Origin of the sequence: Streptomyces sp. NPDC051243 (genome assembly GCF_044455405.1) — a bacterium.
GTDB lineage: Bacteria > Actinomycetota > Actinomycetes > Streptomycetales > Streptomycetaceae > Streptomyces.
Genome location: NZ_JBITES010000008.1, coordinates 452,652 through 477,239 on the forward strand (window position 1 = coordinate 452,652; position 24,588 = coordinate 477,239).

The window sequence follows — 24,588 nt, forward strand, 5'->3', positions numbered from 1 at the left end:
CGACAGGTATCTCAACAGCATCTCGACAGGCATCTCGGCAGGCATCTCGGCAGCATCTCAACAGGCATCTCGGCAGGCATTTCACCAGGCTTTTCAGCGGGCGTTTCAGTAGGCCCCGCGCCCGTCCAGCACAGCGCGGACCGTGCGGGCCATGACCCTCATGTCCCAGCCCCACGACCAGTTGTCCACGTACCGCAGATCGAGCGAGACGGTCTCGTGCCAGGACAGGTCGGACCTGCCGCTCACCTGCCACAGTCCGGTCAGGCCGGGTTTGACGCTCAGCCGGCGCATCTCCGTCTGGTCGTAGCGGGCGACCTCCTCGGGCAGCGGCGGGCGCGGTCCCACCAATGACATGTGACCGAGGAGAACATTGACCAACTGGGGCAGCTCGTCCAGCGAGTAGCGGCGCAGCAAGCGCCCGACCGGTGTGACCCGCGGGTCCCGGCGCAGCTTGAACATGTGCCCGTCGTGTTCGTTCGCCGCCGCCAGGTCGCCCTTCATCCGGTCCGCGCCCACCACTATGGTCCGGAACTTCCACATGGGGAAAGGCGTTCCGTTACGGCCGACGCGCTCCTGGCGGTAGAGGACCGGCCCCGGCGAACTCACGCGCACGGCGAACGCCAGCAGTGCGAAGAGCGGAGCCAGCACCATGAGCAGGAGGAACGAGCCCACTCGGTCGGTGGCGGCCTTCAGCAGTGCCGGGAGGCCACCGCGCGCCGGTGGTGAGATGTCCAGCAGAGTGAGCCCGGCCGCCGAGGCGATCCTGACCCTGCGCCGGGCCACGTCGACGACGCCGGGCAGCACCATCAGCCGACGGCCCCGGTCGTGCAGGGCCCAGGACAACCGCCGAAGCCGGTCCCCGCCCATGTGCCCGCCCGTGGTGACGAACACCAGGTCGGCATCGAGCACTTCGGCCGCTTTCGCCACGGGCGCGGCATCCTCGTGCGCAGCGGTCGGCGCGCCGACCCGCAGCCGGGCGGACACCGGCACACCGGACAACACCTCCCCCTCACCCAGCACACAGGCCCCGACCACCACGTACCCGTGGTCGGTACGCTCGGCCAGTTGCCCGACCACGGCGTCCACGGCCCCGGACTCACCGATGACGAGGACCCGCCGCAGGCTTCGGGCGCGGCGGCGTACCGCCAGGATGTGGAGGTGGACCGCCTTGCGGCAGAACACGGTGGCCGCCAACGACGGACACAGCGCGGCAAGAACCGCGGCGGGTGCGTCACCCAGCCCGAACACGGCACGCAGCACGGCGAGAAGGCCGAGCAGCACCAGCCAGTCCCGGACGAGCGGTCCGACCGGGGCGCCCTCGCCCCAGGTCCAGGAGGTGTAGCGGCCGGCGGCGAGGCCCACGAGGACCCAGACGACCGTGACCGCCACCGCCTGCTGCACGGGGTGGGCCACACCGATCGCGGAGAAGGCCGCCGCAGCAGGCAGCGCCATACCGGCGGAGTCGGCACAGACCGCGACCGGCACATGCCACCTGTCCGGTCGCCCAACCGGTACACCGGACCGGCCGTTGGGCGTGGTTGTCCGATGCGGTGTGAGGGGCACCGCCTGCCCTGACACCGTGCTGGTGGGCTGCCGCATGGTTCTCCCTGTGACCCCGGCCCTCGGCGACGACGTAGGGCGCAGCCGCGTTCGAGTAGCGGCTCACGCCCGACGTGAGGGTTATACCAGGACATTTTGCATGTATGTCCTACTTACCCGACTTTCCACCTGGTTTGCATGACGCACCGCCCGGGCGTGGCTCATTCGCCGAGAGGCTCGCTCGCGGCCGGCCGGGACCGCCGACACTCGGCCTTTCCGGTGCTCTGGAACCCGGAAGGCCTAGGCAGCGGTATGCCATGGAGTGGCGTTGATCAGATTGTGTAAATGATCAGATTCCCGGCAGCGGTTACGAATCACCACTCGAATGCCCGAAGGAAGAGGCACGCGAGTCCGCGAGGTCCGGTACACCCAGAACAAGAAGGAGTACTCGTCATGCGAGTAACCACTCGAGCCAGCCGAGCGAAGAACGGTACGAGACGTGCGGGACTCGGAGCGAAGCTGCTCGGCGTCGGCGTGACCACGGCGGTGGCCATCGGCATCTCCGCCAGCCCCGCGGCCGCCGCTGCGGTGAATCCCGTTTTCGTGCCGGGCAATCCACCGCTGGTGTGCCCCGCCGGCGCGGAAGGGTTCACGATCGACCCGCCCGTGGACACGACAGTCCCGGTCACCGTTGACAGCGCAAGCGGCGATGTCATCGTCGACTTCAGCGAAGATCTCCTCCAGGTCAGCTTCAACACCACAGGCAACCTCGCGATCCGCCAGGTCACCGTCAAGGGCGCGGATGACGCCAACCGCTACATCTACGATGCCAATTCCACTCCGCAGAGCTTCCCCAACGGCATTGCGGCCGACACCGGGCTCGTCGCACCCATCAACATGGGCGGCAATCCCCCCGAGATCAGCAACGTCGACTTCTGCGTCATCCCTGGCGACGGCAGCTGAGCCCACGCCCCCGGCCGTCGAGCCCGTGACCGGGTCCACCGCAACCCACGGCACCGACATCCGTCCGTAGCATCGCCGGCCGAAGCCTCCCTGCGCACGGCAAAGGGGCCCGTACGACCGAAGTCGTACGGGCCCCTTCAGGAGCTCGCGCTGGAGCTACCAGGTCAAGTCAACAAGCTCACTTGTTGATCTTGGTGACCTGGCCGGCGCCCACGGTCCGGCCACCCTCACGGATGGCGAACTTCAGGCCCTCCTCCATGGCGACGGGCTGGATGAGCTCCACCTTCATCTCGGTGTTGTCACCCGGCATGACCATCTCGGTGCCCTCGGGGAGGGTCACGACGCCGGTCACGTCCGTCGTACGGAAGTAGAACTGCGGACGGTAGTTGTTGAAGAACGGCGTGTGGCGGCCACCCTCGTCCTTGGAGAGGATGTAGGCCTGCGCCTCGAACTCGGTGTGCGGGGTGACCGAGCCCGGCTTGATGATGACCTGGCCGCGCTCGACGTCCTCGCGCTTGATGCCGCGGAGCAGCAGACCGACGTTCTCACCGGCCTGGCCCTCGTCGAGCAGCTTGCGGAACATCTCGATGCCGGTGACCGTGGTGGTGGTCTTCTCGGTCTTGATGCCGATGATGTCGACGGTCTCGTTGACCTTGAGGACACCACGCTCGATACGGCCGGTGACGACCGTACCGCGACCGGTGATCGTGAAGACGTCCTCGATCGGCATCAGGAACGGCTTGTCGACGTCACGCTCCGGCTCCGGGATGGCGGAGTCGACGGCGTCCATCAGGTCCAGGACCGACTGGCCCCACTCCTTGTCGCCCTCGAGCGCCTTGAGCGCCGAGACCTTGACGACCGGAACGTCGTCGCCCGGGAACTCGTACTCGGAGAGGAGCTCACGGACCTCGAGCTCGACGAGCTCCAGGATCTCCTCGTCGTCCACCATGTCGGCCTTGTTCAGGGCGACGACGATGTACGGAACGCCGACCTGGCGGGCCAGGAGCACGTGCTCCTTGGTCTGCGGCATCGGGCCGTCGGTGGCGGCGACCACGAGGATGGCGCCGTCCATCTGGGCAGCACCGGTGATCATGTTCTTGATGTAGTCCGCGTGACCCGGGCAGTCGACGTGGGCGTAGTGACGCGCCTCGGTCTGGTACTCGACGTGCGCGATGGAGATGGTGATACCGCGCTGGCGCTCCTCAGGAGCCTTGTCGATCTGGTCGAAGGCCGAAGCCTCGTTCAGGTCCGGGTACTTGTCGTGCAGCACCTTGGTAATGGCGGCCGTGAGGGTCGTCTTACCGTGGTCGATGTGACCGATGGTGCCGATGTTGACGTGGGGCTTAGTCCGCTCGAACTTCGCCTTCGCCACGGGGTCCTCCTGTGGAGTGGTTCTGAACGCCTTGCTTCATCGGCGCCAGGTGATCTTTGCTGGAAAGCCCGGGGCCGGGGGCATTCCCCCACGAATGCGGGTGAATGCCCCGGGCGGCTCCGGAGTCAAGCCTAAAGCGTGTGAACGCGGAGCGTTACTCGCCCTTGGCCTTCGCGATGATCTCCTCGGCGACGTTCCGCGGAACCTCGGCGTAGGAGTCGAACTGCATGGAGTAGCTGGCCCGGCCGGACGTCTTGCTGCGCAGGTCGCCGACGTAACCGAACATCTCCGAGAGAGGCACGAGGCCCTTCACGACGCGGGCACCCGCCCGCTCCTCCATGGCCTGGATCTGGCCACGGCGGGAGTTGATGTCGCCGATGACCTCACCCATGTAGTCCTCGGGCGTGGTGACCTCGACGGCCATCATCGGCTCGAGCAGCACAGGGCTGGCCTTGCGCGCGGCCTCCTTGAAGGCCTGCGAACCGGCGATCTTGAACGCGAGCTCGGAGGAGTCGACCTCGTGGTAGGCACCGTCGTGCAGGATGACGCGGACGCCGGTCATCTCGTAGCCCGCGAGGATGCCGAACTGCATGGCCTCCTGGCAGCCGGCGTCGACCGAAGGGATGTACTCCTTCGGGATGCGACCACCGGTCACCTTGTTCACGAACTCGTACGACGTGTCGCCGCCCTCGAGCGGCTCGATGCCGATCTGCACCTTGGCGAACTGGCCGGTACCACCAGTCTGCTTCTTGTGCGTGTAGTCGACGCGCTCCACGGGCTTGCGGATCGTCTCGCGATACGCGACCTGCGGCTTGCCGACGTTGGCCTCGACCTTGAACTCACGGCGCATACGGTCGACCAGCACCTCGAGGTGCAGCTCGCCCATACCACCGATGATGGTCTGGCCCGTCTCCTCGTCCGAGTGGACCTGGAAGGACGGGTCCTCCTCGGCCAGGCGCTGGATCGCGACGCCCAGCTTCTCCTGGTCGCCCTTCGACTTGGGCTCGATGGCGACCTGGATGACCGGCGCCGGGAAGTCCATGGACTCCAGGATCACCGGGGACTTGTCGTCGCACAGCGTCTCACCGGTCGTGGTCTGCTTCAGACCCATGACGGCGATGATGTCGCCGGCGCCCACCGACGCGATCTCCTCACGCTTGTTCGCGTGCATGCGGTAGATCTTGCCGATGCGCTCCTTCTTGCCCTTGACGGAGTTCAGCACCGAGGTGCCGGACTCCAGGCGGCCGGAGTACACGCGGACGAAGGTGAGCTTGCCGAGGTGCGGGTCGCTCATGATCTTGAACGCCAGCGCCGACAGCGGCTCGTCCTCGGAAGGCTTGCGCTTCACGACCTCCTCGGGGTCGTTCACCGCGTGGCCCTCGATGGCCTCGATGTCGAGCGGGGAGGGCAGGTAGCGGACCACCGCGTCGAGCAGGGGCTGAACGCCCTTGTTCTTGAACGCGGTACCACAGAACACCGGGGTGACCGTGGTGTCGCTGGACTTGCCGGAGGCGATCGTGATGCGGCGGATGGCCGCGTACAGCTGCTCCTCGGAGGGCTCCTCGCCCTCGAGGTACAGCTCCATGATCTCCTCGTCGTTCTCCGCGACGGCCTCGAGCAGCTTGCCGCGCCACTCCTCGGCAGCCTCGGTGTGCGTGGCCGGGATGTCGACGACGTCGTACATCTCGCCCTTGGTCGCCTCGGCGGACCACACGAGCGCCTTCATGCGGACCAGGTCCACGACGCCCTTGAAGTCGGCCTCGGCACCGATCGGGAGCTGCATGACGAGCGGCTGGGCACCCAGACGGTCGCTGATCATGTCGACGCAGCGGTGGAACTCCGCGCCGGTACGGTCCAGCTTGTTGACGAAGCAGATACGCGGAACGCGGTAGCGGTCCGCCTGACGCCACACCGTCTCGGACTGGGGCTCAACGCCGGCGACGCCGTCGAACACCGTCACGGCACCGTCGAGCACGCGCAGGGAGCGCTCCACCTCGACGGTGAAGTCGACGTGACCCGGGGTGTCGATGATGTTGATGGTGTGGTCGACGTCCTCCAGCGGCCAGTGACAGGTGGTGGCAGCAGAGGTGATCGTGATGCCACGCTCCTGCTCCTGCTCCATCCAGTCCATGGTGGCAGCGCCGTCGTGGACTTCACCGATCTTGTACGAAACACCGGTGTAGAACAGGATCCGCTCGGTGGTGGTCGTCTTGCCCGCGTCGATGTGGGCCATGATGCCGATGTTGCGCACCTTGGCCAGGTCAAGCGAAGTGGTAGCCATAAGGCTTCAGTCTTCTCTCGGTTCTCGATGGGGTAGCGACTACCAGCGGTAGTGCGCGAAGGCCTTGTTGGACTCGGCCATCTTGTGCGTGTCCTCGCGCTTCTTCACAGCGGCACCGAGGCCGTTGCTGGCGTCGAGGAGCTCGTTGAGCAGACGCTCGGTCATGGTCTTCTCGCGACGGGCGCGGGAGTAACCGACCAGCCAGCGCAGCGCCAGGGTGTTGGCACGGCCGGGCTTGACCTCGACCGGAACCTGGTAGGTGGCGCCACCGACACGGCGGGACTTGACCTCGAGGGTCGGCTTGATGTTCTCGAGAGCGCGCTTGAGCGTGATGACCGGGTCGTTGCCGGTCTTCTCGCGCAGGCCCTCCATGGCGCCGTAGACGATGCGCTCGGCGGTGGAGCGCTTGCCGTTCAGCAGCACCTTGTTGATGAGCGACGTGACCAGAGGAGAACCGTAGACCGGGTCGATGATGACCGGGCGCTTCGGGGCGGGGCCCTTACGAGGCATTCTTACTTCTCCTTCTTGGCGCCGTAGCGGGAGCGAGCCTGCTTGCGGTTCTTCACACCCTGGGTGTCAAGCGAACCACGGATGATCTTGTAGCGAACACCCGGCAGGTCCTTCACACGGCCGCCGCGCACGAGCACGATGGAGTGCTCCTGCAGGTTGTGTCCCTCACCCGGAATGTAAGCGGTGACCTCGATCCCGCTGGTCAGACGCACACGCGCGACCTTACGCAGGGCCGAGTTCGGCTTCTTCGGGGTGGTCGTGAACACACGCGTGCAAACGCCGCGACGCTGAGGGGAACCCTCGAGTGCGGGCGTCTTGTTCTTCTCGACCTTGTCCTGCCGGCCCTTGCGGACCAGCTGCTGGATCGTAGGCACTACTTCTCCGGTTTCTGTGTGCCGATGGGTACAGCTAACCTGGAACGTCGCCGACCCACGCGGTCGGGTGTGTCGAATCCGGCGGACTCCCGCCGCGAGGCGAAAAGAGCACAGATTACGGTGGCCGCTCACAGCTCGCTATGCGGTTTGAAGGCACGCACGAGAGCCAGGGCACACCCCAGGCACAAGGTCTGAGCGTACCTACCTCATTCGCTGCGGTCAAAACAAATGGGCGGCGCCCGCATCGCCATACGGCCGATGTCAAGACCGCACGGCGTGTTTGATCTTCGAATCACCGATCCGGGCATGTCAGAGCCCCGTCCGCTCACCCCTCGCACGAGCCGCCCACGAGGCTATGCGGACAGGGCCATGGCCACGATCATCAGCGTCAGCAGAGCCGCCCAGGCGGCGTTCGACAGCCACCCGAGCACTAGCCCGGTCAGCGCGAGCGCGTCACCGCCCTCTCCGGTGCGGCGTATCTCGGACCGCGCCGCGTGCCCCAGCACCACGGCCGGAATCCCGGTCAGCCCGAAGCTCACCAGGCACAGCACCCCGCAGAGGGCGGACCCGACCGCTTTGCCGTTGGTCTGCGGCCGGGCCACCGGCAGAAAGGTCCGCGGCACAGGTGTGACGGGCGCCGGCTGCGGCACGGGACCGAGGGGCAGATCGGCGACGAGCAGCGCCAGCTCGCCCACCGTACGGGCCGCATACGCCCGCCCGACCCGCAGATCGAACTCATCCTTCTCCAACCGCCCCTCCCCGAACCCGGCCCGCAGCACATCCACGGCCCGCTCACGGTCGGCATGCGAGGCCAGCATCCGCGAACCGCCCTGCTCGGCCCACGGCAACGGCCCACCACCACCGCCCGGCCACCGCTGCGGTCCACCACCACCGCCCGGCCACGGCTGCGGTCCACCACCGCCCGGCCACGGCTGCGGGGCACCGCTCCCCGGCCACGGCTGCTGGGCGCCCTGTTCCTGCGACGACTGCCAGGGCTGCCAGGGCTGCGACGACGGCTGCGTCATGGAGCACCTCCCCCGTACTGGTCGGATCCCCCGTACTGGTCGGAGTCCCTCCATCATCCGCCGAACGGGCATTTACGGCATCGGGGTCCGACCCGGAGATAACCCGGAGCCGAATCTGAGCCGAATCCCTGACCCGGCCCCGGTGACGCCCGAGGCCACCCACCGGAAGGTCGTGGTAGCCGATGCCGCCGCTTCGGCCACCACGGCCGGTTGTCGCCGGTTTACCGCGCGTCCCCTGCGAGTACGTTGACTGATTGGCAGGGCAGAGGCATCGGCGCAGGTGAACACGGGGGCGACAGACATGGCTGGGAGGCAGACACGCGCGTGGGACGACGACGGCTTCGACGACAGGGTGCCGTTCCTGGCCCGGCTGGAGAAGGACGACCGCCTCGCCCTGCTGGACATCGGCCGCCCGCTCCGCTATCCGGCGCGCAGCGTCATCATGCGCCAGGACGAACCGTCCGCCCATGTGCTGCTTCTCCTGAACGGCTGGACCAAGGTCACAGCCCTCGCGGCCAACGGATACGAGGCCCTTCTCGCCCTGCGCGGCCCCGGTGACATCGTCGGCGAGGGCGCGGCCCTCAGCAGACGTCAACGCTCGGCGACGGTGACGGCGCTGGAGCCGGTCAACGCGGTCGTCATCGAGCAGAGCCGTTTCACCGGCTTCCTCTCCCGCAATCCCCAGGTGGCGTTACAACTGCTGAGCCTGACCACCGACCGGCAACGCTCCACCGACCGCCGCCGAGTGGAATGGGCCGCCCTCAGCGTGCGCGAGCGGCTGGCCGTCCTGCTGCTCGAACTCGTCCGCACACACGGCAACCGGACCGACGAGGGCATCGAGCTCACGATAGGGCTCAGCCAACAGGAGTTCGCCGGCTCGGTCGGTTCCTCCCGCGAGGCCGTCGCCCGCCTCCTCAAGGAACTGCGCACACGCCAGGTCGTGGCTACCAGACGCCGCCGCATCGTGGTCCTGCGCCCGGACATCCTGCGTCGGATCATCGGCGAACACTCGGACTGAGGCACAACGGGCCCTGCCGTTCCATGCACACGGTCACAGTTCGTCCGTGTCATCGGCTCTCTGAGACGCGTTCGCGGCCCGCCATCGTGCTGGGCAACGGACCGACTCGCGAGAGGCAGCCAATGACCGACCACATGTACCGCACGATCCTTCTCTTCGACATCGAGCAGTACGGCTCACGCGACGACGTGGAACAGGCGTACCTGCGGCGAGTCCTCTACGACGTTGTGGACGCCACCTTGCTGGGCGCCTCGGTCGACGACACGGCCCGTCTGCGCGCGGATCGCGGTGACTCGGTCATGGAGCTCATCGACACCCAGGTTCCCGTGCCGGTACTGGTGAAGACCCTGCTGACCGAGACACCGGCTCTCCTCCACAACAAGAACCGCCTGCTGGCGAGGAGTGCGCAGATGCGCCTGCGGATCGTGCTGTCCGCCGGCTACGTCGCCGTCGACGAGCTCGACGGCTGGGTCGGCTCCGACCTCAACCACGCCGTGCGCCTGCTGGACTCCGCTCCCCTGCGCACCGCCCTCAAGCAGCGGGACGCCGACAGCGTCCTGTGCGTGTCCGACGGCATTTATCAGGGCGTCGTCCGCCACGGCCCGCTGGGCGTGCGGCCGAAGGAGTTCCACCGCGTCACGGTGGAGACCAAGGAGGGACCGACCGTCGCCTGGCTGCACGGAGAGCCGTCACCCGCGGGCAACCCGGGTGAGAAGCAGCAGGAGGAGCAGGGAGAGGCTCGCCGTCCCCGCCCCGCCTCCGTCGACCTCGGCAACGCCTCCTTCGGCGGCAGTTACGTCGCCGGCAACCAGCACGGCGTCAGCGGCGGCCAGGTCACCGGCGACGTGGTCATGGGCAGCAAGACCACCGAGCGGGGTGGGCGGGAATGAGCGCGGACGCACCAGGAGCCCAGCCCGTGGGCTCCGGACCGCAGCAGGGCGGGGACAAGGAGCCGCACGGCGGTGCTCCGCCATCCGGTACGGAAGGGCCTGACCCGGAGGGCGCCAGGGAGGAGGAAGAGGAACGCGACCGGCCTCAGGACGCCTGGTCGGCCCGCCGGGACCTGGTGGACCACAGCCCCAGGGCGATGGGGGTCGGCTCCAACTCACGGTTCGGTGGGAGCCTGGTGGCGGGCGACCAGCACGGCGTCAGCGGCGGACTGGTCGCCGGCGACGTGATCATGGGCAGCAAGACAGAGATCGTCTACCAGTTCGGCATCACCGCCGCATCCCACGGCTCCGGCGAGGTTCCGCAGTCGACGCTCGACCGCCTCGCCCCGTACTTCGTCACGGACGAGGGCGTCTTCGAGAGCCTTGTCGCGCGCCTGCGCGCGGAAAGGGTCGTCGTGCTCGCCGGTCCGCACTTCACTGGTCGGCGTACCGCCGCGCTGATGCTTCTGCACCGGCTGCAGGCGTCCCCGGTCCGCATCCTGGTCCGAGATACGTCACCGGCGCAGCTCGTCCAGCAGCTCGGCGACAAGGAGCACCGGGCCAAGGGCTATGTGCTGTGCGATCTGACAACGCGTCGGGACGAGCCCCTGCGGGAACCTCATCTGCTCGCTGCTCGCGCCCAGTTGGCCAAGGAGGACGCCTACTTGGTGATCACGGTCGGGCCCACGGCCGCGCTGGAGGACATCACCCCCGTCGCCTGGAATCCGCCAGGCGCCGACGACGTACTGAAGGCTCATCTGCGCGAGCTGACCGACGAGGCCACCTCACACCGGCTGCTGGCGTTGCCCGCGGTCAGGGAATTCCTCGGCCGAGACCACCAGCTGCGCGAGGTCGAGGCCTTCGCCAAGCAGTTGAAGCGGTACGCGGACGGCGAGGTCGACGAGGCGCAAGTCGCGGCCTTCTCCCTGTTCAGCCTGGAAAGCCAGGTCCAGGAGTGGTTCGAGGAGGACGAAGAGCGAGTCCCCTTGCGGGACAAGGCATTCCTCGTCGCCCTGGCGGCCTTCGACGGAGGCCCCTACGCCCTCACCGCCGAACTGAGTGACGTCCTCTACAACTTCCTCCAGAACACAGCGGATTCAGGGCTCCAGCCGCAGGTCCCGGTGTTCGGAACGCACATCGGCAAACGGCTCCAACTCGCCCGCGCCAAGCTGTACCAGGAGGAGGAGAACACGGAGTGGGGACCGGTCGTCCAGTCCAAGGCCGCATTCCGGGACGACCGGGTCTCTCTCGTGCTGCTGCGCGAGGTGTGGACCGGCCATCCCTCGGCCAGGCCCGCCCTGGTGGACTGGCTTCGGCGGCTCGCCGACGACGGGCGCCCCCTGGTCCGCACCCGCGCCGCGTCGACTGTCGCCGTGCTCGCCTATACGGATCTGCCCTCCACCATGGCCCTGATCGTCGAACGGTGGGCGGACTCCCGTCTGTTCCGCCACCGACTCGTCGCGGTCAACGCGCTGACGCTCGCGCATCTGCTGGACGCGCCCAACATTCCGCACATCCTCGACGACTGGTGCGGACTCGATGTCGAGGAGGTGGGCCGACGCTGGGTGGCCATCCGGGCGTACGGTCTCATCGGGGCGGAGCAGCCGGAGCGAACCCTCGCCGCGCTGCGCGCGGCCGTCCGCAAGGAGTACGCCGGAACCGACGAAGAGAACGACCTGAACCAGCTGATGATCGGCCAGCTGGCCCAGTCGGTGGAGATGCTGCTGCTCTCGCCGGCCCGTGACCGGGTCCTCGCCGAGCTCTTGGCGAAGTTCGACGACGACCGGCCCGCCCACGTCCTCGCCCTCGGCGGCTTCCTCAGCGCCTGCGCACGCAACCAGGACGGCGAGCGGTACGGCAGGCCGCTGCTCCTCGACTGGTACGCCACCTCGGCGGAGTGCGGCGACCCCGCGGCCGACGGCATCACCAGGCTGTGGCGCACGGCTCTCGCCGACCGCCAGCACACCCGGGAGGCCCTGAGGGCGCTCGGCGCCTGGGTCCACATCGCCGACCGGGACCCGGCGACCGAATGGGCCCTCGCCTCGCTGTTGCGGGCACTGGTCACCACCCCCGCCGAGCACCAGCGCCTGAGTCACCTCCTACGCACCCTGCGCGGCGACGACAGCGCAGACCCACCGGACGTGGCGGCCCGGCTGCTGGCCGTTCTGCCCGCCCCCGACACGGCACACCCGTCACTTCAACCGACCCTGTGAACCGGGCAAGGAGACAAGCGTCATGGCTGAATTCCGCAAGCAGCGCCCGGACTTCGAGCAACCGGCCGACCGGCACACCCCACTGGTCGATCCCGTCATCACCGTACGGCAGCTCTCCCGCTGGGGGTTCACCCGCAGGACGCTGACCCGCATCGAACATGCCTTGGTCTTCTCGACACCCAAGGGCGATTACGACGAATTCCTCCCGCCGGTGCGCCCCCGTCGCAGGGAGGCTGCCGCCAGGCGCTACACGGCGGTCTACGAGGTCGACATGGGGGTACACCCCCACCGGGCGGAGATCTCGCTGCCGAGCGACAACGACGCCTTCGAGTTCACCGCGACGATCGAGTTGTCCTGGCAGGTCATCGCTCCCAGGGCCTTCGTACGGAGCGGTCACCGGGATGTCCCCGCCCTGCTCCTCGGCGAACTACAGCAGGCGGCTCGCCCGCTCACCCGCACGTTCGCCATCGACGACAGCGCACGCGCCGAGGCGGAACTCTTGCGGGTTCTGAGCGCCCCGGAGCGCCCGCCGCTCGGTGCCACCGCGGGGCTGAACGTGGTCTGGACCCTGCGTCTGCGCCGGGACCAGCAGGAGATCGAACACCAGAAGCGCCTGCAGGCCATCGGCCATGCCACGGCCGAACAGATACGGACCGAGGAACTCGGCAGTGCCTACGACACCGTGCTCGACCGGCGCGCCCGTCGGCAGGACGAACTGCAGCTGGAGCGTGCCACGGAGTACGGCCGCATGGAGCACGAGCTCAGCGTTCAGCGGCTGGACTGGCAGCAGGACCAGGAGCGGCTGCGTGCCGAGCACCAGGCCGAGCTCCAGCAACTTGAGGCCGAGACGATCGCGTTCTACCAGAAGTACCTGGACGAGGGCGGTGTGGTGGCCTGGGCCCTGCACCTCGCCGCCCATCCGGAGGACACCCGGCTCGTGATCGACAGCATGCGCGAGGACCAACTTCGTTTCATCCAGGCCAAGATGGAGCTGGCGAAGGCACTGTTGAGCGGCGACAGCGCCGAGGAATACGAGCTGGAAGGGCCCCGGCGGCTGGCCCTCGACGCCGTGTACGAGATCTTCAATCAGCACTTGCCGGGCGTCCCGCGCGGCCGGTCCTCCTCCCCTCCGCTGTCGTCGTCCGCGAAGGTACCGCTCGACAAACGGAACGATGACGCCCCACCCGCGGGCGATCCCGGCTCTGCGTCCCCGGCTGACAGCCCGGGCGACGACCCCGCGAACGACAATCGGAGCGCCGCCTTCCCGGACTGGCAACCGCCCCCGGGCTACGGCAACTCACCGGTGGGGCCGTCCTCCCCCACCGAGGCGCGCAAGCCTGACGACGGCACGTCCGATGGGCACACCCCATGAGCGACACCGCCTCAGGAACTCCCCCGCCCCTGGCCGGCGCGGCGGCGGAGCGCCTTCTCGCCGACCTTCGATCCGAGATCGCCCGCGCGGATGCGAAAGCGTCCGTGCTCGTGGCCGCGCTTGGAGCGGCGACCGGGGCCCTCGGCGGCGTGCTGGGGGGACATTCCTTGGTACCGCCCCGGCTCTCCGCGCTCGGCACGGCGGTCTGGTGTTCGGGGCTTGTCGCGCTCGCTGCCACACTTCTGGCCTTGCTCATGGCCGTACTCCCGCGCCACAGCAGCAACGGGTGGACGCCGGGAGCACCGCTCTCCTACTACGGCGACATCCACCGGGCTGTGCGCAGCAGCCACCTCGCCCAAGCCCTGGCCGAGGCCGAACGCGCCCCAGCGGCAGGCACGTTCACCGCACTGACCGAGACCAGCCGCATCGCCGTACGCAAGCACCAGTGGATCCGCGCCGGGCTGCTCGCCCTGGGCGTGGCCGTGGTGACGTTGCCCCTCTCCCTGCTCATCGGCTGACCTCCGCCCTTCCGCTCACCCAGGAGTCCCCTGTGCCCGATCCCACCGACCCTCGTAACCCCGACGAGAATCCGCCTCCGGAAGTCCCCCCGTCACCGCCCGCCGACGACCTCGACTACCGGCACGGCACGGGCCGGCTTCACTTCACCGCACGCCAACGCGGGCTGGACGCCACTACGCTCGGTCAGCTTGTCCTGTATCTGCCCGGCACCGTGACGAGCCTTCTGGTGCTGCTGCTGATCTCGGGTGGACTGGACGCCTGGCTGGGCGTCCCCTTCTGGATCCTGCCCCTCGTCTGGCTGCTGTCGGGGGTTCTGCTCTTCCACCGCCCCGTCGAGGACTTCCTCGCCCGCCATCTGCTGCGGCTGCAACGTCCCTTACCCGACGAGTACGCGCGGCTCGCCCCGATATGGCGCGAGGTCACCGCACGTGCAGGCGTCGACGGCCGAACGTACGAGCTGTGGGTCGAGGACAGCGACGACCTCAACGCCTATGCCGCCGCAGGGCACATCGTCGGCGTCACCCGGTTCGCGCTGGACAACCTGTCCAGCGGACAGCTGGCCGCCGTACTGGCCCACGAGTTGGGCCACCACACGGGCGGGCACGTCTGGTCGTCGTTGCTGGGCGAGTGGTACGCGCTGCCGGGCAGGCTGACCTGGCGTGTGATCAGGTACGCGATGGCGCTCGCGATGGCCTGGGCGAGCTACTGCTCCTGGCTGGCCACGGCTCTGCTGATCTTCGTGACCGGCCTGCTCGCCATCTCGACGCTCGAGAAGCTCTACGGGCTTCCCCTCGTCCTGCTGGTCACGCCCTATCTCATCGCGGCCGTAGGCCGAAGGGCGGAACTGCGTGCGGACCAGCACGCCGCCGTGCTGGGTTTCGGCCGGGAACTCGCCGGGGTACTGCAGGCCATGCACGAGGCCGAGCGAAAGGCGGGTCTCGCGGCGAGGGCCGCTGCCGGCGTCGAGGACACGCAGCCCGGCTTCCTGGATCGCCTTATGGCGACCCATCCCGACTACCCGACGCGGCTGCACCGGCTTCGTCCCTACCTGTAACCCGACCTGCCAGTGGAATGCGAAACGCCGAAGGGCGGCCACCCAAAAGGTGACCGCCCTTCAGTGGACGTAGGCCTTACTGGTTGTACGGCCCGTAGTCGTAGTCCTCCAGCGGCACAGCCTGACCGGAGCCCGTGCCGAACGGCGAGTAGTCGATGTCGTCGTAACCGACGGCCGAGTACATCGCGGCCTTGGCCTCCTCGGTCGGCTCGACCCGGATGTTGCGGTAGCGGGACAGGCCCGTACCGGCCGGGATGAGCTTACCGATGATGACGTTCTCCTTGAGGCCGATCAGGGAGTCGGACTTGGCGTTGATCGCCGCGTCCGTGAGGACCCTGGTCGTCTCCTGGAAGGACGCCGCCGACAGCCAGGACTCCGTGGCCAGCGAGGCCTTGGTGATACCCATGAGCTGCGGACGACCGGAGGCCGGGTGACCGCCCTCCTGGACCACACGACGGTTCTCGTGCTCGAACTTCGAGCGCTCGACCAGCTCGCCGGGCAGCAGCTCGGCGTCGCCGGACTCGATGATCGTCACACGGCGGAGCATCTGCCGGATGATGATCTCGATGTGCTTGTCGTGGATCGACACACCCTGCGAGTTGTACACCTTCTGGACCTCGCCGACCAGGTGGACCTGGACGGCACGCTGACCCAGGATGCGCAGCACGTCGTGCGGGTTGGTGGCACCCACGGTGAGCTTCTGGCCCACCTCGACGTGCTCGCCCTCGCTGACCAGGAGTCGGGCACGCTTCGAGATCGGGTACGCCGTCTCGTCGCTGCCGTCGTCCGGGGTGACGACGATCTTCTTGGTCTTCTCGGTCTCCTCGATCCGGACGCGGCCGGTGGCCTCGGAGATCGGGGCGACACCCTTCGGGGTACGGGCCTCGAAGAGCTCGACGACACGCGGCAGACCCTGGGTGATGTCGTCACCGGCCACACCACCGGTGTGGAAGGTACGCATCGTCAGCTGGGTACCGGGCTCACCGATGGACTGGGCGGCGATGATGCCGACCGCCTCACCGATGTCGACCAGCTTGCCGGTGGCCAGCGAACGGCCGTAGCACATCGCGCAGGTGCCGACGGCGGACTCGCAGGTCAGGACCGAGCGGGTCTTGACCTCCGCGACGCCGTGGCGGACCAGCTCGTCGATGAGCACGTCGCCCAGGTCGGTACCGGCCGGGGCCAGCACCTTGCCGTCGACCACGATGTCCTCGGCGAGGCAGCGCGCGTACACGGACGTCTCGACGTTGTCCGCCTTGCGCAGCACGCCGTCCGCGCCGACCTCCGCGATGTGGAGCTTGAGGCCACGGTCGGTGCCGCAGTCCTCCTCGCGGATGATGACGTCCTGGGAGACGTCGACCAGACGACGGGTCAGGTAACCCGAGTCGGCGGTACGGAGGGCGGTGTCCGCGAGACCCTTACGGGCACCGTGCGTGGAGATGAAGTACTCCAGCACGGAGAGGCCCTCGCGGAAGCTCGCCTTGATCGGACGCGGGATCGTCTCGTTCTTCGCGTTCGACACCAGACCACGCATACCGGCAATCTGACGCATCTGCATCATGTTGCCTCGTGCACCCGAGTTCACCATCATGAAGATCGGGTTGGTCTTCGGGAAGTTGTCGTTCATCGCCTCGGCGACCTCGTTGGTCGCCTTGGTCCAGATCGCGATGAGCTCCTGCGTGCGCTCGTCCTTGGTGATCAGACCGCGCTCGTACTGCTTCTGGACCTTCTCGTCCTGCGCCTCGTAGCCGCGGACGATCTCCTTCTTCGCCTCGGGAACGACGACGTCGGAGATGGCGACGGTGACGCCGGAACGGGTGGCCCAGTAGAAGCCGGCCGCCTTCAGGTTGTCGAGCGTCGCCGCCACGATGACCTTCGGGTAGCGCTCGGCGAGGTCGTTGACGATCTCGGAGAGCTGCTTCTTGCCGACTTCGTAGTCGACGAACGGGTAGTCCTCGGGCAGCAGCTCGTTGAAGAGCGCACGACCCAGCGTGGTCTTCAGACGGAAGCTGTCACCCTGCTGCCACTCCGGCTCGCCCTCCTCCTGCGCCGGCGGGGTCCAGCCGCGCGGCGGGATGGTGCCGACCGGGAAGCGGATGTCGATCTTCGACTGGAGCGAGAGCTCGCCCGCGTCGAAGGCCATGATCGCCTCGGCCACGGAGGAGAAGGAGCGGTCCACGCCCTTCACGTCCCGCATCTCGGAGTCCGTGGTGAGGAAGAACAGACCGAGGACCATGTCCTGGGTCGGCATCGTCACCGGACGGCCGTCGGCGGGCTTGAGGATGTTGTTCGAGGACAGCATCAGGATGCGGGCCTCGGCCTGCGCCTCCGCGGACAGCGGAAGGTGCACGGCCATCTGGTCACCGTCGAAGTCCGCGTTGAACGCGGTGCAGACGAGCGGGTGGATCTGGATGGCCTTGCCCTCGACCAGCTGCGGCTCGAAGGCCTGGATGCCGAGGCGGTGCAGGGTGGGAGCACGGTTCAGCAGAACCGGGTGCTCGGCGATGACCTCTTCGAGGACGTCGTACACGACCGTGCGGCCGCGCTCCACCATGCGCTTGGCGCTCTTGATGTTCTGCGCGTGGTTCAGGTCGACCAGGCGCTTCATCACGAACGGCTTGAAGAGCTCCAGCGCCATCGCCTTGGGCAGACCGCACTGGTGCAGCTTCAGCTGCGGACCGACGACGATCACGGAACGCGCGGAGTAGTCCACACGCTTACCGAGCAGGTTCTGACGGAATCGACCCTGCTTACCCTTCAGCATGTCGCTGAGGGACTTCAGCGGACGGTTACCGGGACCGGTGACCGGGCGACCACGACGACCATTGTCGAACAGCGCGTCGACGGCCTCCTGGAGCATGCGCTTCTCGTTGTTCACGATGATCTCGGGCGCACCGAGGTCGAGAAGGCGCTTCAGTCGGTTGTTGCGGTTGATCACACGGCGGTACAGGTCGTTCAGGTCGGAGGTCGCGAAGCGGCCACCGTCCAGCTGCACCATCGGGCGAAGGTCCGGCGGGATGACCGGGACGCAGTCCAGCACCATGCCCTTGGGGCTGTTGCTGGTCTGCAGGAAGGCGGAGACGACCTTCAGCCGCTTGAGGGCACGGGTCTTCTTCTGACCCTTACCCGTGCGGATGATCTCGCGGAGCTTCTCGGCCTCCTCGTCGAGGTCGAAGGACTCCAGGCGCTTCTGCAGCGCCGCGGCACCCATCGAGCCGTCGAAGTACGTGCCGAAGCGGTCACGCAGCTCGCGGTAGAGGAGCTCGTCGCCCTCGAGGTCCTGGACCTTGAGGTTCTTGAACCGGGTCCACACCTCGTCGAGGCGGTCGATCTCGCGCTGCGCACGGTCACGCAGCTGCTTCATCTCGCGCTCGGCACCCTCGCGCACCTTGCGGCGCACGTCGGCCTTGGCGCCCTCGGCCTCCAGCTCGGCCAGGTCGGACTCGAGCTTCTTGGCGCGGGCCTCCAGGTCGGCGTCCCGGCGGTTCTCGATCTGCTGCCGCTCGACGGAGACGTGCGCCTCCAGGGAGGGCAGGTCGCGGGTACGGCGCTCCTCGTCGACGTACGTGATCATGTACGCCGCGAAGTAGATGACCTTCTCGAGGTCCTTGGGGGCCAGGTCGAGCAGGTAGCCCAGCCGGCTCGGGACACCCTTGAAGTACCAGATGTGCGTGACGGGCGCGGCCAGCTCGATGTGGCCCATCCGCTCACGGCGCACCTTGGCGCGCGTGACCTCGACGCCACAGCGCTCGCAGATGATGCCCTTGAAGCGGACGCGCTTGTACTTGCCGCAGTAGCACTCCCAGTCCCGGGTCGGACCGAAGATCTTCTCGCAGAAGAGTCCGTCCTTTTCGGGCTTGAGGGTGCGGTAGTTGATGGTCTCGGGCTTCTTGACCTCACCGTGGCTCCACTGACGGATGTCGTCAGCGGTGGCCAGGCCGATCCGGAGCTCGTCGAAGAAGTTGACGTCGAGCACTATGCGTCAATCCCTCTCAGGGTCGTGAGTCTTTGGTCTGAAACGGGGGCCTGGGGGTCGGCGGGGCCCTGTGGGTGAGGGCCCCGCCGGACTCCCGTCAGACCTCTTCGACGCTGCTCGGCTCGCGCCGGGACAGGTCGATGCCGAGCTCCTCCGCAGCGCGGAAGACGTCCTCGTCGGTGTCACGCATCTCGATGGACATACCGTCGCTGGACAGCACCTCCACGTTCAGGCAGAGCGACTGCATCTCCTTGATGAGCACCTTGAAGGACTCGGGGATGCCGGGCTCGGGGATGTTCTCGCCCTTGACGATGGCCTCGTAGACCTTCACGCGGCCGGTGACGTCGTCGGACTTGATGGTCAGCAGCTCCTGGAGGGCGTACGCGGCGCCGTAAGCCTCCAGCGCCCACACCTCCATCTCGCCGAAGCGCTGGCCACCGAACTGGGCCTTACCACCCAGCGGCTGCTGGGTGATCATCGAGTACGGGCCGGTCGAGCGGGCGTGCAGCTTGTCGTCGACCAGGTGGTGCAGCTTCAGGATGTACATGTAGCCGACCGAGATCGGGTCCGGGAACGGCTCACCGCTACGGCCGTCGAACAGCCGCGCCTTACCGGTCGGGAGCACCATGCGCTCGCCGTCCCGGTTCGGGATGGTGTGCTGCAGCAGACCCGCGAGCTCGTCCTCGCGCGCACCGTCGAAGACGGGGGTCGCGACGTTCGTGCCCGGGTCGACCTGGTCGGCGCCGATCGCCTGGAGGCGCTGCGCCCACTCGTCCGCGAGGCCGGAGACGTCCCAGCCGCGGCTGGCGAGCCAGCCGAGGTGGATCTCCAGGACCTGTCCCGGGTTCATTCGGGACGGCACACCCAGCGGGTTGAGGATGATGTCGACCGGAGTTCCGTCCTCGAGGAACGGCATGTCCTCGATGGGAAGGATCTTCGAGATGACACCCTTGTTGCCGTGCCGGCCGGCGAGCTTGTCACCGTCGGTGATCTTGCGCTTCTGCGCGACGTACACGCGCACCAGCTGGTTCACACCGGGGGGAAGCTCGTCGCCCTCCTCGCGGTCGAAGACGCGGACGCCGATGACCTTGCCGGTCTCGCCGTGCGGCACCTTCAGCGAGGTGTCACGGACCTCACGGGCCTTCTCACCGAAGATCGCGCGCAGCAGGCGCTCCTCCGGCGTCAGCTCGGTCTCACCCTTCGGGGTCACCTTGCCGACGAGGATGTCACCGGCGATGACCTCGGCACCGATGCGGATGATGCCGCGCTCGTCGAGGTCGGCGAGGACCTCCTCGGAGACGTTCGGGATGTCCCGGGTGATCTCCTCGGGGCCGAGCTTGGTGTCACGGGCGTCGACCTCGTGCTCCTCGATGTGGATCGAGGAGAGGACGTCGTCCTGCACGAGGCGCTGCGACAGGATGATCGCGTCCTCGTAGTTGTGACCCTCCCACGGCATGAACGCCACGAGCAGGTTCTTGCCCAGCGCCATCTCACCGTTCTCGGTGGCCGGACCGTCGGCGAGGACCTGGCCCTCGACGATGCGGTCGCCCTCGTGGACGATGACCTTCTGGTTGACCGAGGTGCCCTGGTTGGAGCGGGCGAACTTGGCCAGGCGGTACGTGATGTACGTGCCGTCGTCGTTGGCGGTGGTGATGTAGTCCGCGGAGACCTCCTGGACCACACCGGCCTTCTCGGCCTTGACGACGTCGCCGGCGTCGACGGCGGAGCGGTACTCCATGCCGGTGCCGACGAGCGGGGCCTCCGCCTTGATGAGCGGAACGGCCTGGCGCATCATGTTCGCGCCCATGAGGGCACGGTTGGCGTCGTCGTGCTCGAGGAAGGGGATCATGGCGGTCGCGACCGACACCATCTGGCGCGGCGAGACGTCCATGTAGTCCACGTCCTCGCCACCGACGTAGTCGACCTCGCCGCCACGACGGCGGACGAGCACGCGGGCCTCGGCGAAGCGCAGGTCGTCCGTCAGCGTGGCGTTGGCCTGCGCGATGACGAAGCGGTCCTCCTCGTCGGCCGTCAGGTAGTCGACCTCGTCGGTGACCTGACCGTCGACGACCTTGCGGTACGGCGTCTCGACGAAACCGAACGCGTTGACCCGGCCGTACGAGGCGAGCGAACCGATCAGACCGATGTTCGGGCCTTCGGGCGTCTCGATCGGGCACATACGGCCGTAGTGCGACGGGTGCACGTCACGGACCTCGAAGCCGGCCCGCTCACGGGACAGACCACCCGGGCCGAGCGCGGACAGACGACGCTTGTGCGTCAGCCCGGACAGCGGGTTGTTCTGGTCCATGAACTGCGACAGCTGGCTGGTGCCGAAGAACTCCTTGATGGAGGCGACGACCGGCCGGATGTTGATCAGGGTCTGCGGCGTGATCGCCTCGACGTCCTGGGTGGTCATGCGCTCACGGACGACGCGCTCCATACGAGCCAGACCGGTGCGGACCTGGTTCTGGATGAGCTCGCCGACGCTGCGCAGACGGCGGTTGCCGAAGTGGTCGATGTCGTCGGTCTCGACGACGATCGTCTGACCGCTGTCGGCGACCGTCTCGGTCTCACCCGCGTGCAGCTTCACCAGGTACTTGATCGTCGAGATGACGTCCTCGACGGTCAGGATGCCCGCGTCGAGCGGAGCGTCCGCACCCAGCTTCTTGTTGACCTTGTAGCGGCCGACCTTGGCGAGGTCGTAACGCTTGGGGTTGAAGTACAGGTTCTCAAGGAGCGTCTGCGCGGCCTCACGCGTGGGGGGCTCGCCCGGACGCAGCTTGCGGTAGATGTCGAGCAGCGCGTCGTCCTGGCCCTGGGTGTGGTCCTTCTCCAGGGTGGCGCGCATCGACTCGTACTCGCCGAACTCCTCGAGGATCTGCTCGGTCGTCCAGCCGAGCGCCTTGAGCAGGACGGTGACGGACTGCTTGCGCTTGCGGTCGATACGGACACCGACCATGTCGCGCTTGTCGATCTCCATCTCCAGCCAGGCACCCCGGGACGGGATGATCTTGGCCGAGAAGATGTCCTTGTCGGACGTCTTGTCGATGGTCGAGTCGAAGTAGACGCCGGGCGAACGGACCAGCTGCGACACCACGACACGCTCGGTGCCGTTGATGACGAACGTGCCCTTGTTCGTCATGAGCGGGAAGTCGCCCATGAAGACCGTCTGGGACTTGATCTCGCCGGTCTCGTTGTTGGTGAACTCAGCCGTCACGAAGAGCGGGGCGGCATACGTGAAGTCGCGCTCCTTGCACTCGTCGATGCTGTTCTTCGGCGGCTCGAAGCGGTGGTCACGGAACGTCAGCGACATCGACCCGGAGAAGTCCTCGATCGGGGAGATCTCCTCGAAGATCTCCTCCAGACCGGACTTCGTGGGGACGTCCTGACCGGACTCCAGAGCCTCCTCGACCCGACTCTGCCAGGCGGTGTTCCCGAGCAGCCAGTCAAAGCTCTCGGTCTGCAGCGCGAGCAGGTTGGGAACCTCGAGAGGCTCCTTGATCTTTGCAAAGGAGATGCGCAGCGGGGCGGTGCTGGCGCCGTTGTTCATATTCGCGGTCGAGGCGTTGCGCGAGGCGGCCAAGAGGGGGTCCTTCCGAGGGCTCGGACTCACTACGCGCGTACCGGCCCCTCACCCACACACAGAGACAGAAATCCCAGGTCAGGGAATTCCGATCGTCAATGCTGAGGCGAGGGCAGACCCCTGGTGACGGGCAGGGGACAGCTAACAGGCAGCGCAAAGGGTCAGTGTAGCCACTCGGCACACTGCTGTCCAGTCCCGGTTTTCGGAGACCCTCGTTGTTCTCAACGTCTGCGCCATGCCTGCCCTCAACGCACGTTGATACTGCCCTCTTCGTCGTCGATCCATGCCTCGGAATCGGATCCTTGTGACGACGCGTCCTGAGAATTGCGCGCTGCGTGCGGTTCGTCAAGGCCCCCTTGGCCGAACCAGGGGTTCCGGAGACACGACGAAGATCACCATACCCCTCGCGTATGCGAGAGCAAGGCAACCGTGGCCGGACCCCCGGGAACGCCGAAGAGCGACCACCCGAATGGATGATCGCTCTTCGGTGCGTACGCGTTACAGCCCTACGGGGCTGTCACAGGCGCTCGCGAAGGTCTTACTTGACCTCGACGGAGGCACCGGCGCCCTCGAGGGCCTCCTTGGCCTTGTCGGCGGCTTCCTTGTTGACCTTCTCGAGAACCGGCTTCGGCGCACCGTCGACCAGGTCCTTGGCCTCCTTCAGGCCGAGGGAGGTCAGCTCACGCACGACCTTGATGACCTGGATCTTCTTGTCGCCGGCGCCCGCGAGGATGACGTCGAACTCGTCCTTCTCCTCAACGGCCTCGGCGCCCGCACCGGCACCCGCGGCACCGGCAACGACGACCGGCGCGGCAGCGGCGGCGGTGACGTCGAACTTCTCCTCGAACGCCTTCACGAACTCGGAAAGCTGGATGAGGGTCATGTTCTCGAACTCGGCGAGCAGTTCTTCCTGGGTGAGAGCCACGATGGCTTTCCTTCCACTAATCGGCTGGTGCCGGATGTACATGTCTGGCGGGCGTACGTTGGCCCGCTACGACCTCCGCCTCAGGCGGCGGCGGTCATCGTGCGAGCCGAATTACTCGGCACCGCCCTGCTCGTCCTGCTTGGCGCGCAGCGCGTCCACGGTGCGGACGAGCTTCGACGGCAGCGCCTGGAAGACGGAGGCAGCCTGGGACTGCTTCGCCTTGAAGGCACCGGCCAGCTTGGACAGCAGAACCTCGCGGGACTCGAGGTCCGCAAGCTTCTTGATCTCGTCGGCGCTGAGCGCCTTGCCCTCAAGGACACCGCCCTTGATGACGAGATTCGGGTTTTCCTTGGCGAAGTCACGGAGACCCTTCGCCGACTCCACCGGGTCACCGGTGACGAAGGCGACAGCCGTCGGACCGTTGAACAGGTCGTCCAGCGTCGTGATCCCGGCCTCGTTGGCCGCAATCTTGGTCAGCGTGTTCTTCACCACGGCGTACTGGGCGTTCTCACCGAGCGACCGGCGCAGCGTCTTGAGCTGCGCCACGGTGAGACCGCGGTACTCGGTCAGCACAGCGGCGCTGGAGTTGCGGAACTGCTCCGTCAACTCCGCAACCGCGGCAGCCTTGTCGGGCCTCGCCATGAGCCTCGGCCTCCTTCCGGGTGATTCGGACCGCGCGGACCCGAAGGAGGACTGGGGAAAACGAAACGCCCCGGCGCAGGCGCACGGGGCGGACTCGACCGGCCGCACACGCGGGACGCGTGTACTCCGGGAGTTCTTCCACTGTCACCTGCGCGGGTCGTCCGCATTTCAGCGGATCCTTCGGCCACCGCACCCTCTTGCGAGCGCACGGCAACGACCAGCGGTCTTTGGCTTCTGTAGGAGAGTACGGGACGGATTCGCTGTCAAGCAAATCGGCCCTTACGGTGCTCAGC

Annotated in this window: 17 protein-coding genes; 7 read left to right on the forward strand and 10 right to left on the reverse strand. The window is 67.4% G+C overall.

What is annotated here, in order from left to right:
* Positions 1-105: 105 nt before the first annotated feature.
* Entirely contained in the window at positions 106-1,452 is a 1,347-nt protein-coding gene (locus tag ACIBAG_RS22965) for a sugar transferase (RefSeq protein WP_399107335.1), read from the reverse strand.
* Between the two features lie 540 nt (positions 1,453-1,992).
* Here ACIBAG_RS22965 and ACIBAG_RS22970 point away from each other — a divergent pair.
* Positions 1,993-2,502 (forward strand): hypothetical protein, encoded by a 510-nt coding sequence (locus ACIBAG_RS22970; RefSeq protein WP_399107336.1) that lies wholly within the window; start codon positions 1,993-1,995, stop codon positions 2,500-2,502.
* A gap of 178 nt (positions 2,503-2,680) precedes the next feature.
* Here the strand turns inward: ACIBAG_RS22970 and tuf are convergent, their stop codons facing one another.
* The 5 genes from tuf to ACIBAG_RS22995 all read right to left on the reverse strand — a co-directional run bounded on the left by tuf (position 2,681) and on the right by ACIBAG_RS22995 (position 8,064).
* Positions 2,681-3,874 carry an elongation factor Tu gene (gene tuf / locus ACIBAG_RS22975; protein ID WP_399107337.1) on the reverse strand — a complete coding sequence of 398 codons (1,194 nt, stop codon included), beginning with the start codon at positions 3,872-3,874 and terminating at the stop codon, positions 2,681-2,683.
* Between the two features lie 154 nt (positions 3,875-4,028).
* Positions 4,029-6,155 (reverse strand): elongation factor G, encoded by a 2,127-nt coding sequence (fusA, locus tag ACIBAG_RS22980; RefSeq protein ID WP_399107338.1) that lies wholly within the window; start codon positions 6,153-6,155, stop codon positions 4,029-4,031.
* Positions 6,156-6,194: 39 nt separating this feature from the next.
* Positions 6,195-6,665 (reverse strand): 30S ribosomal protein S7, encoded by a 471-nt coding sequence (gene rpsG / locus ACIBAG_RS22985; RefSeq protein ID WP_003998848.1) that lies wholly within the window; start codon positions 6,663-6,665, stop codon positions 6,195-6,197.
* A 2-nt stretch (positions 6,666-6,667) separates the two neighbouring features.
* Entirely contained in the window at positions 6,668-7,039 is a 372-nt protein-coding gene (rpsL, locus tag ACIBAG_RS22990; protein WP_003948652.1) for a 30S ribosomal protein S12, read from the reverse strand.
* Positions 7,040-7,392: 353 nt separating this feature from the next.
* On the reverse strand, positions 7,393-8,064 hold the full coding sequence (locus ACIBAG_RS22995; RefSeq protein WP_399107339.1) for a DUF1707 and DUF4190 domain-containing protein: 672 nt from the start codon (positions 8,062-8,064) through the stop codon (positions 7,393-7,395).
* Between the two features lie 301 nt (positions 8,065-8,365).
* Here ACIBAG_RS22995 and ACIBAG_RS23000 point away from each other — a divergent pair, with 301 nt between their 5' ends.
* The 6 genes from ACIBAG_RS23000 (at position 8,366) to ACIBAG_RS23025 (ending at position 15,169) form a co-directional block, all read left to right on the forward strand.
* Positions 8,366-9,082 (forward strand): Crp/Fnr family transcriptional regulator, encoded by a 717-nt coding sequence (locus tag ACIBAG_RS23000; protein WP_399107340.1) that lies wholly within the window; start codon positions 8,366-8,368, stop codon positions 9,080-9,082.
* Between the two features lie 122 nt (positions 9,083-9,204).
* Positions 9,205-9,972: a hypothetical protein gene (locus ACIBAG_RS23005; RefSeq protein ID WP_399107341.1), complete on the forward strand. Its 768-nt coding sequence runs from the start codon at positions 9,205-9,207 to the stop codon at positions 9,970-9,972.
* Positions 9,969-12,224 (forward strand): hypothetical protein, encoded by a 2,256-nt coding sequence (locus tag ACIBAG_RS23010; protein WP_399107342.1) that lies wholly within the window; start codon positions 9,969-9,971, stop codon positions 12,222-12,224. The genes ACIBAG_RS23005 and ACIBAG_RS23010 overlap by 4 nt, the downstream gene beginning before the upstream one ends.
* Before the next feature lie 22 nt (positions 12,225-12,246).
* The gene (locus tag ACIBAG_RS23015) at positions 12,247-13,596 is read left to right on the forward strand and encodes a hypothetical protein (RefSeq protein WP_399107343.1); all 1,350 of its coding nucleotides are present in this window, start codon (positions 12,247-12,249) and stop codon (positions 13,594-13,596) included.
* On the forward strand, positions 13,593-14,114 hold the full coding sequence (locus tag ACIBAG_RS23020; RefSeq protein ID WP_399107344.1) for a Pycsar system effector family protein: 522 nt from the start codon (positions 13,593-13,595) through the stop codon (positions 14,112-14,114). The genes ACIBAG_RS23015 and ACIBAG_RS23020 overlap by 4 nt, the downstream gene beginning before the upstream one ends.
* A 32-nt stretch (positions 14,115-14,146) precedes the next feature.
* Complete coding sequence (locus ACIBAG_RS23025) at positions 14,147-15,169, forward strand: M48 family metalloprotease (protein WP_399107345.1); 1,023 nt, start codon at positions 14,147-14,149, stop codon at positions 15,167-15,169.
* Between the two features lie 76 nt (positions 15,170-15,245).
* Here the strand turns inward: ACIBAG_RS23025 and ACIBAG_RS23030 are convergent, their stop codons facing one another.
* From ACIBAG_RS23030 to rplJ, 4 genes are all read right to left on the reverse strand, one after another.
* Positions 15,246-19,145, reverse strand: a complete 3,900-nt coding sequence (locus tag ACIBAG_RS23030; protein WP_399107346.1) for a DNA-directed RNA polymerase subunit beta' — start codon at positions 19,143-19,145, stop codon at positions 15,246-15,248.
* A 97-nt stretch (positions 19,146-19,242) separates the two neighbouring features.
* Positions 19,243-22,728, reverse strand: a complete 3,486-nt coding sequence (gene rpoB / locus ACIBAG_RS23035; protein WP_031477877.1) for a DNA-directed RNA polymerase subunit beta — start codon at positions 22,726-22,728, stop codon at positions 19,243-19,245.
* Between the two features lie 538 nt (positions 22,729-23,266).
* A complete protein-coding gene (gene rplL / locus ACIBAG_RS23040; RefSeq protein WP_399107380.1) occupies positions 23,267-23,656 on the reverse strand; it encodes a 50S ribosomal protein L7/L12 in 390 nt (129 codons plus the stop codon).
* A gap of 108 nt (positions 23,657-23,764) precedes the next feature.
* Positions 23,765-24,295 (reverse strand): 50S ribosomal protein L10, encoded by a 531-nt coding sequence (rplJ, locus tag ACIBAG_RS23045; RefSeq protein ID WP_399107347.1) that lies wholly within the window; start codon positions 24,293-24,295, stop codon positions 23,765-23,767.
* Positions 24,296-24,588: the final 293 nt, after the last annotated feature.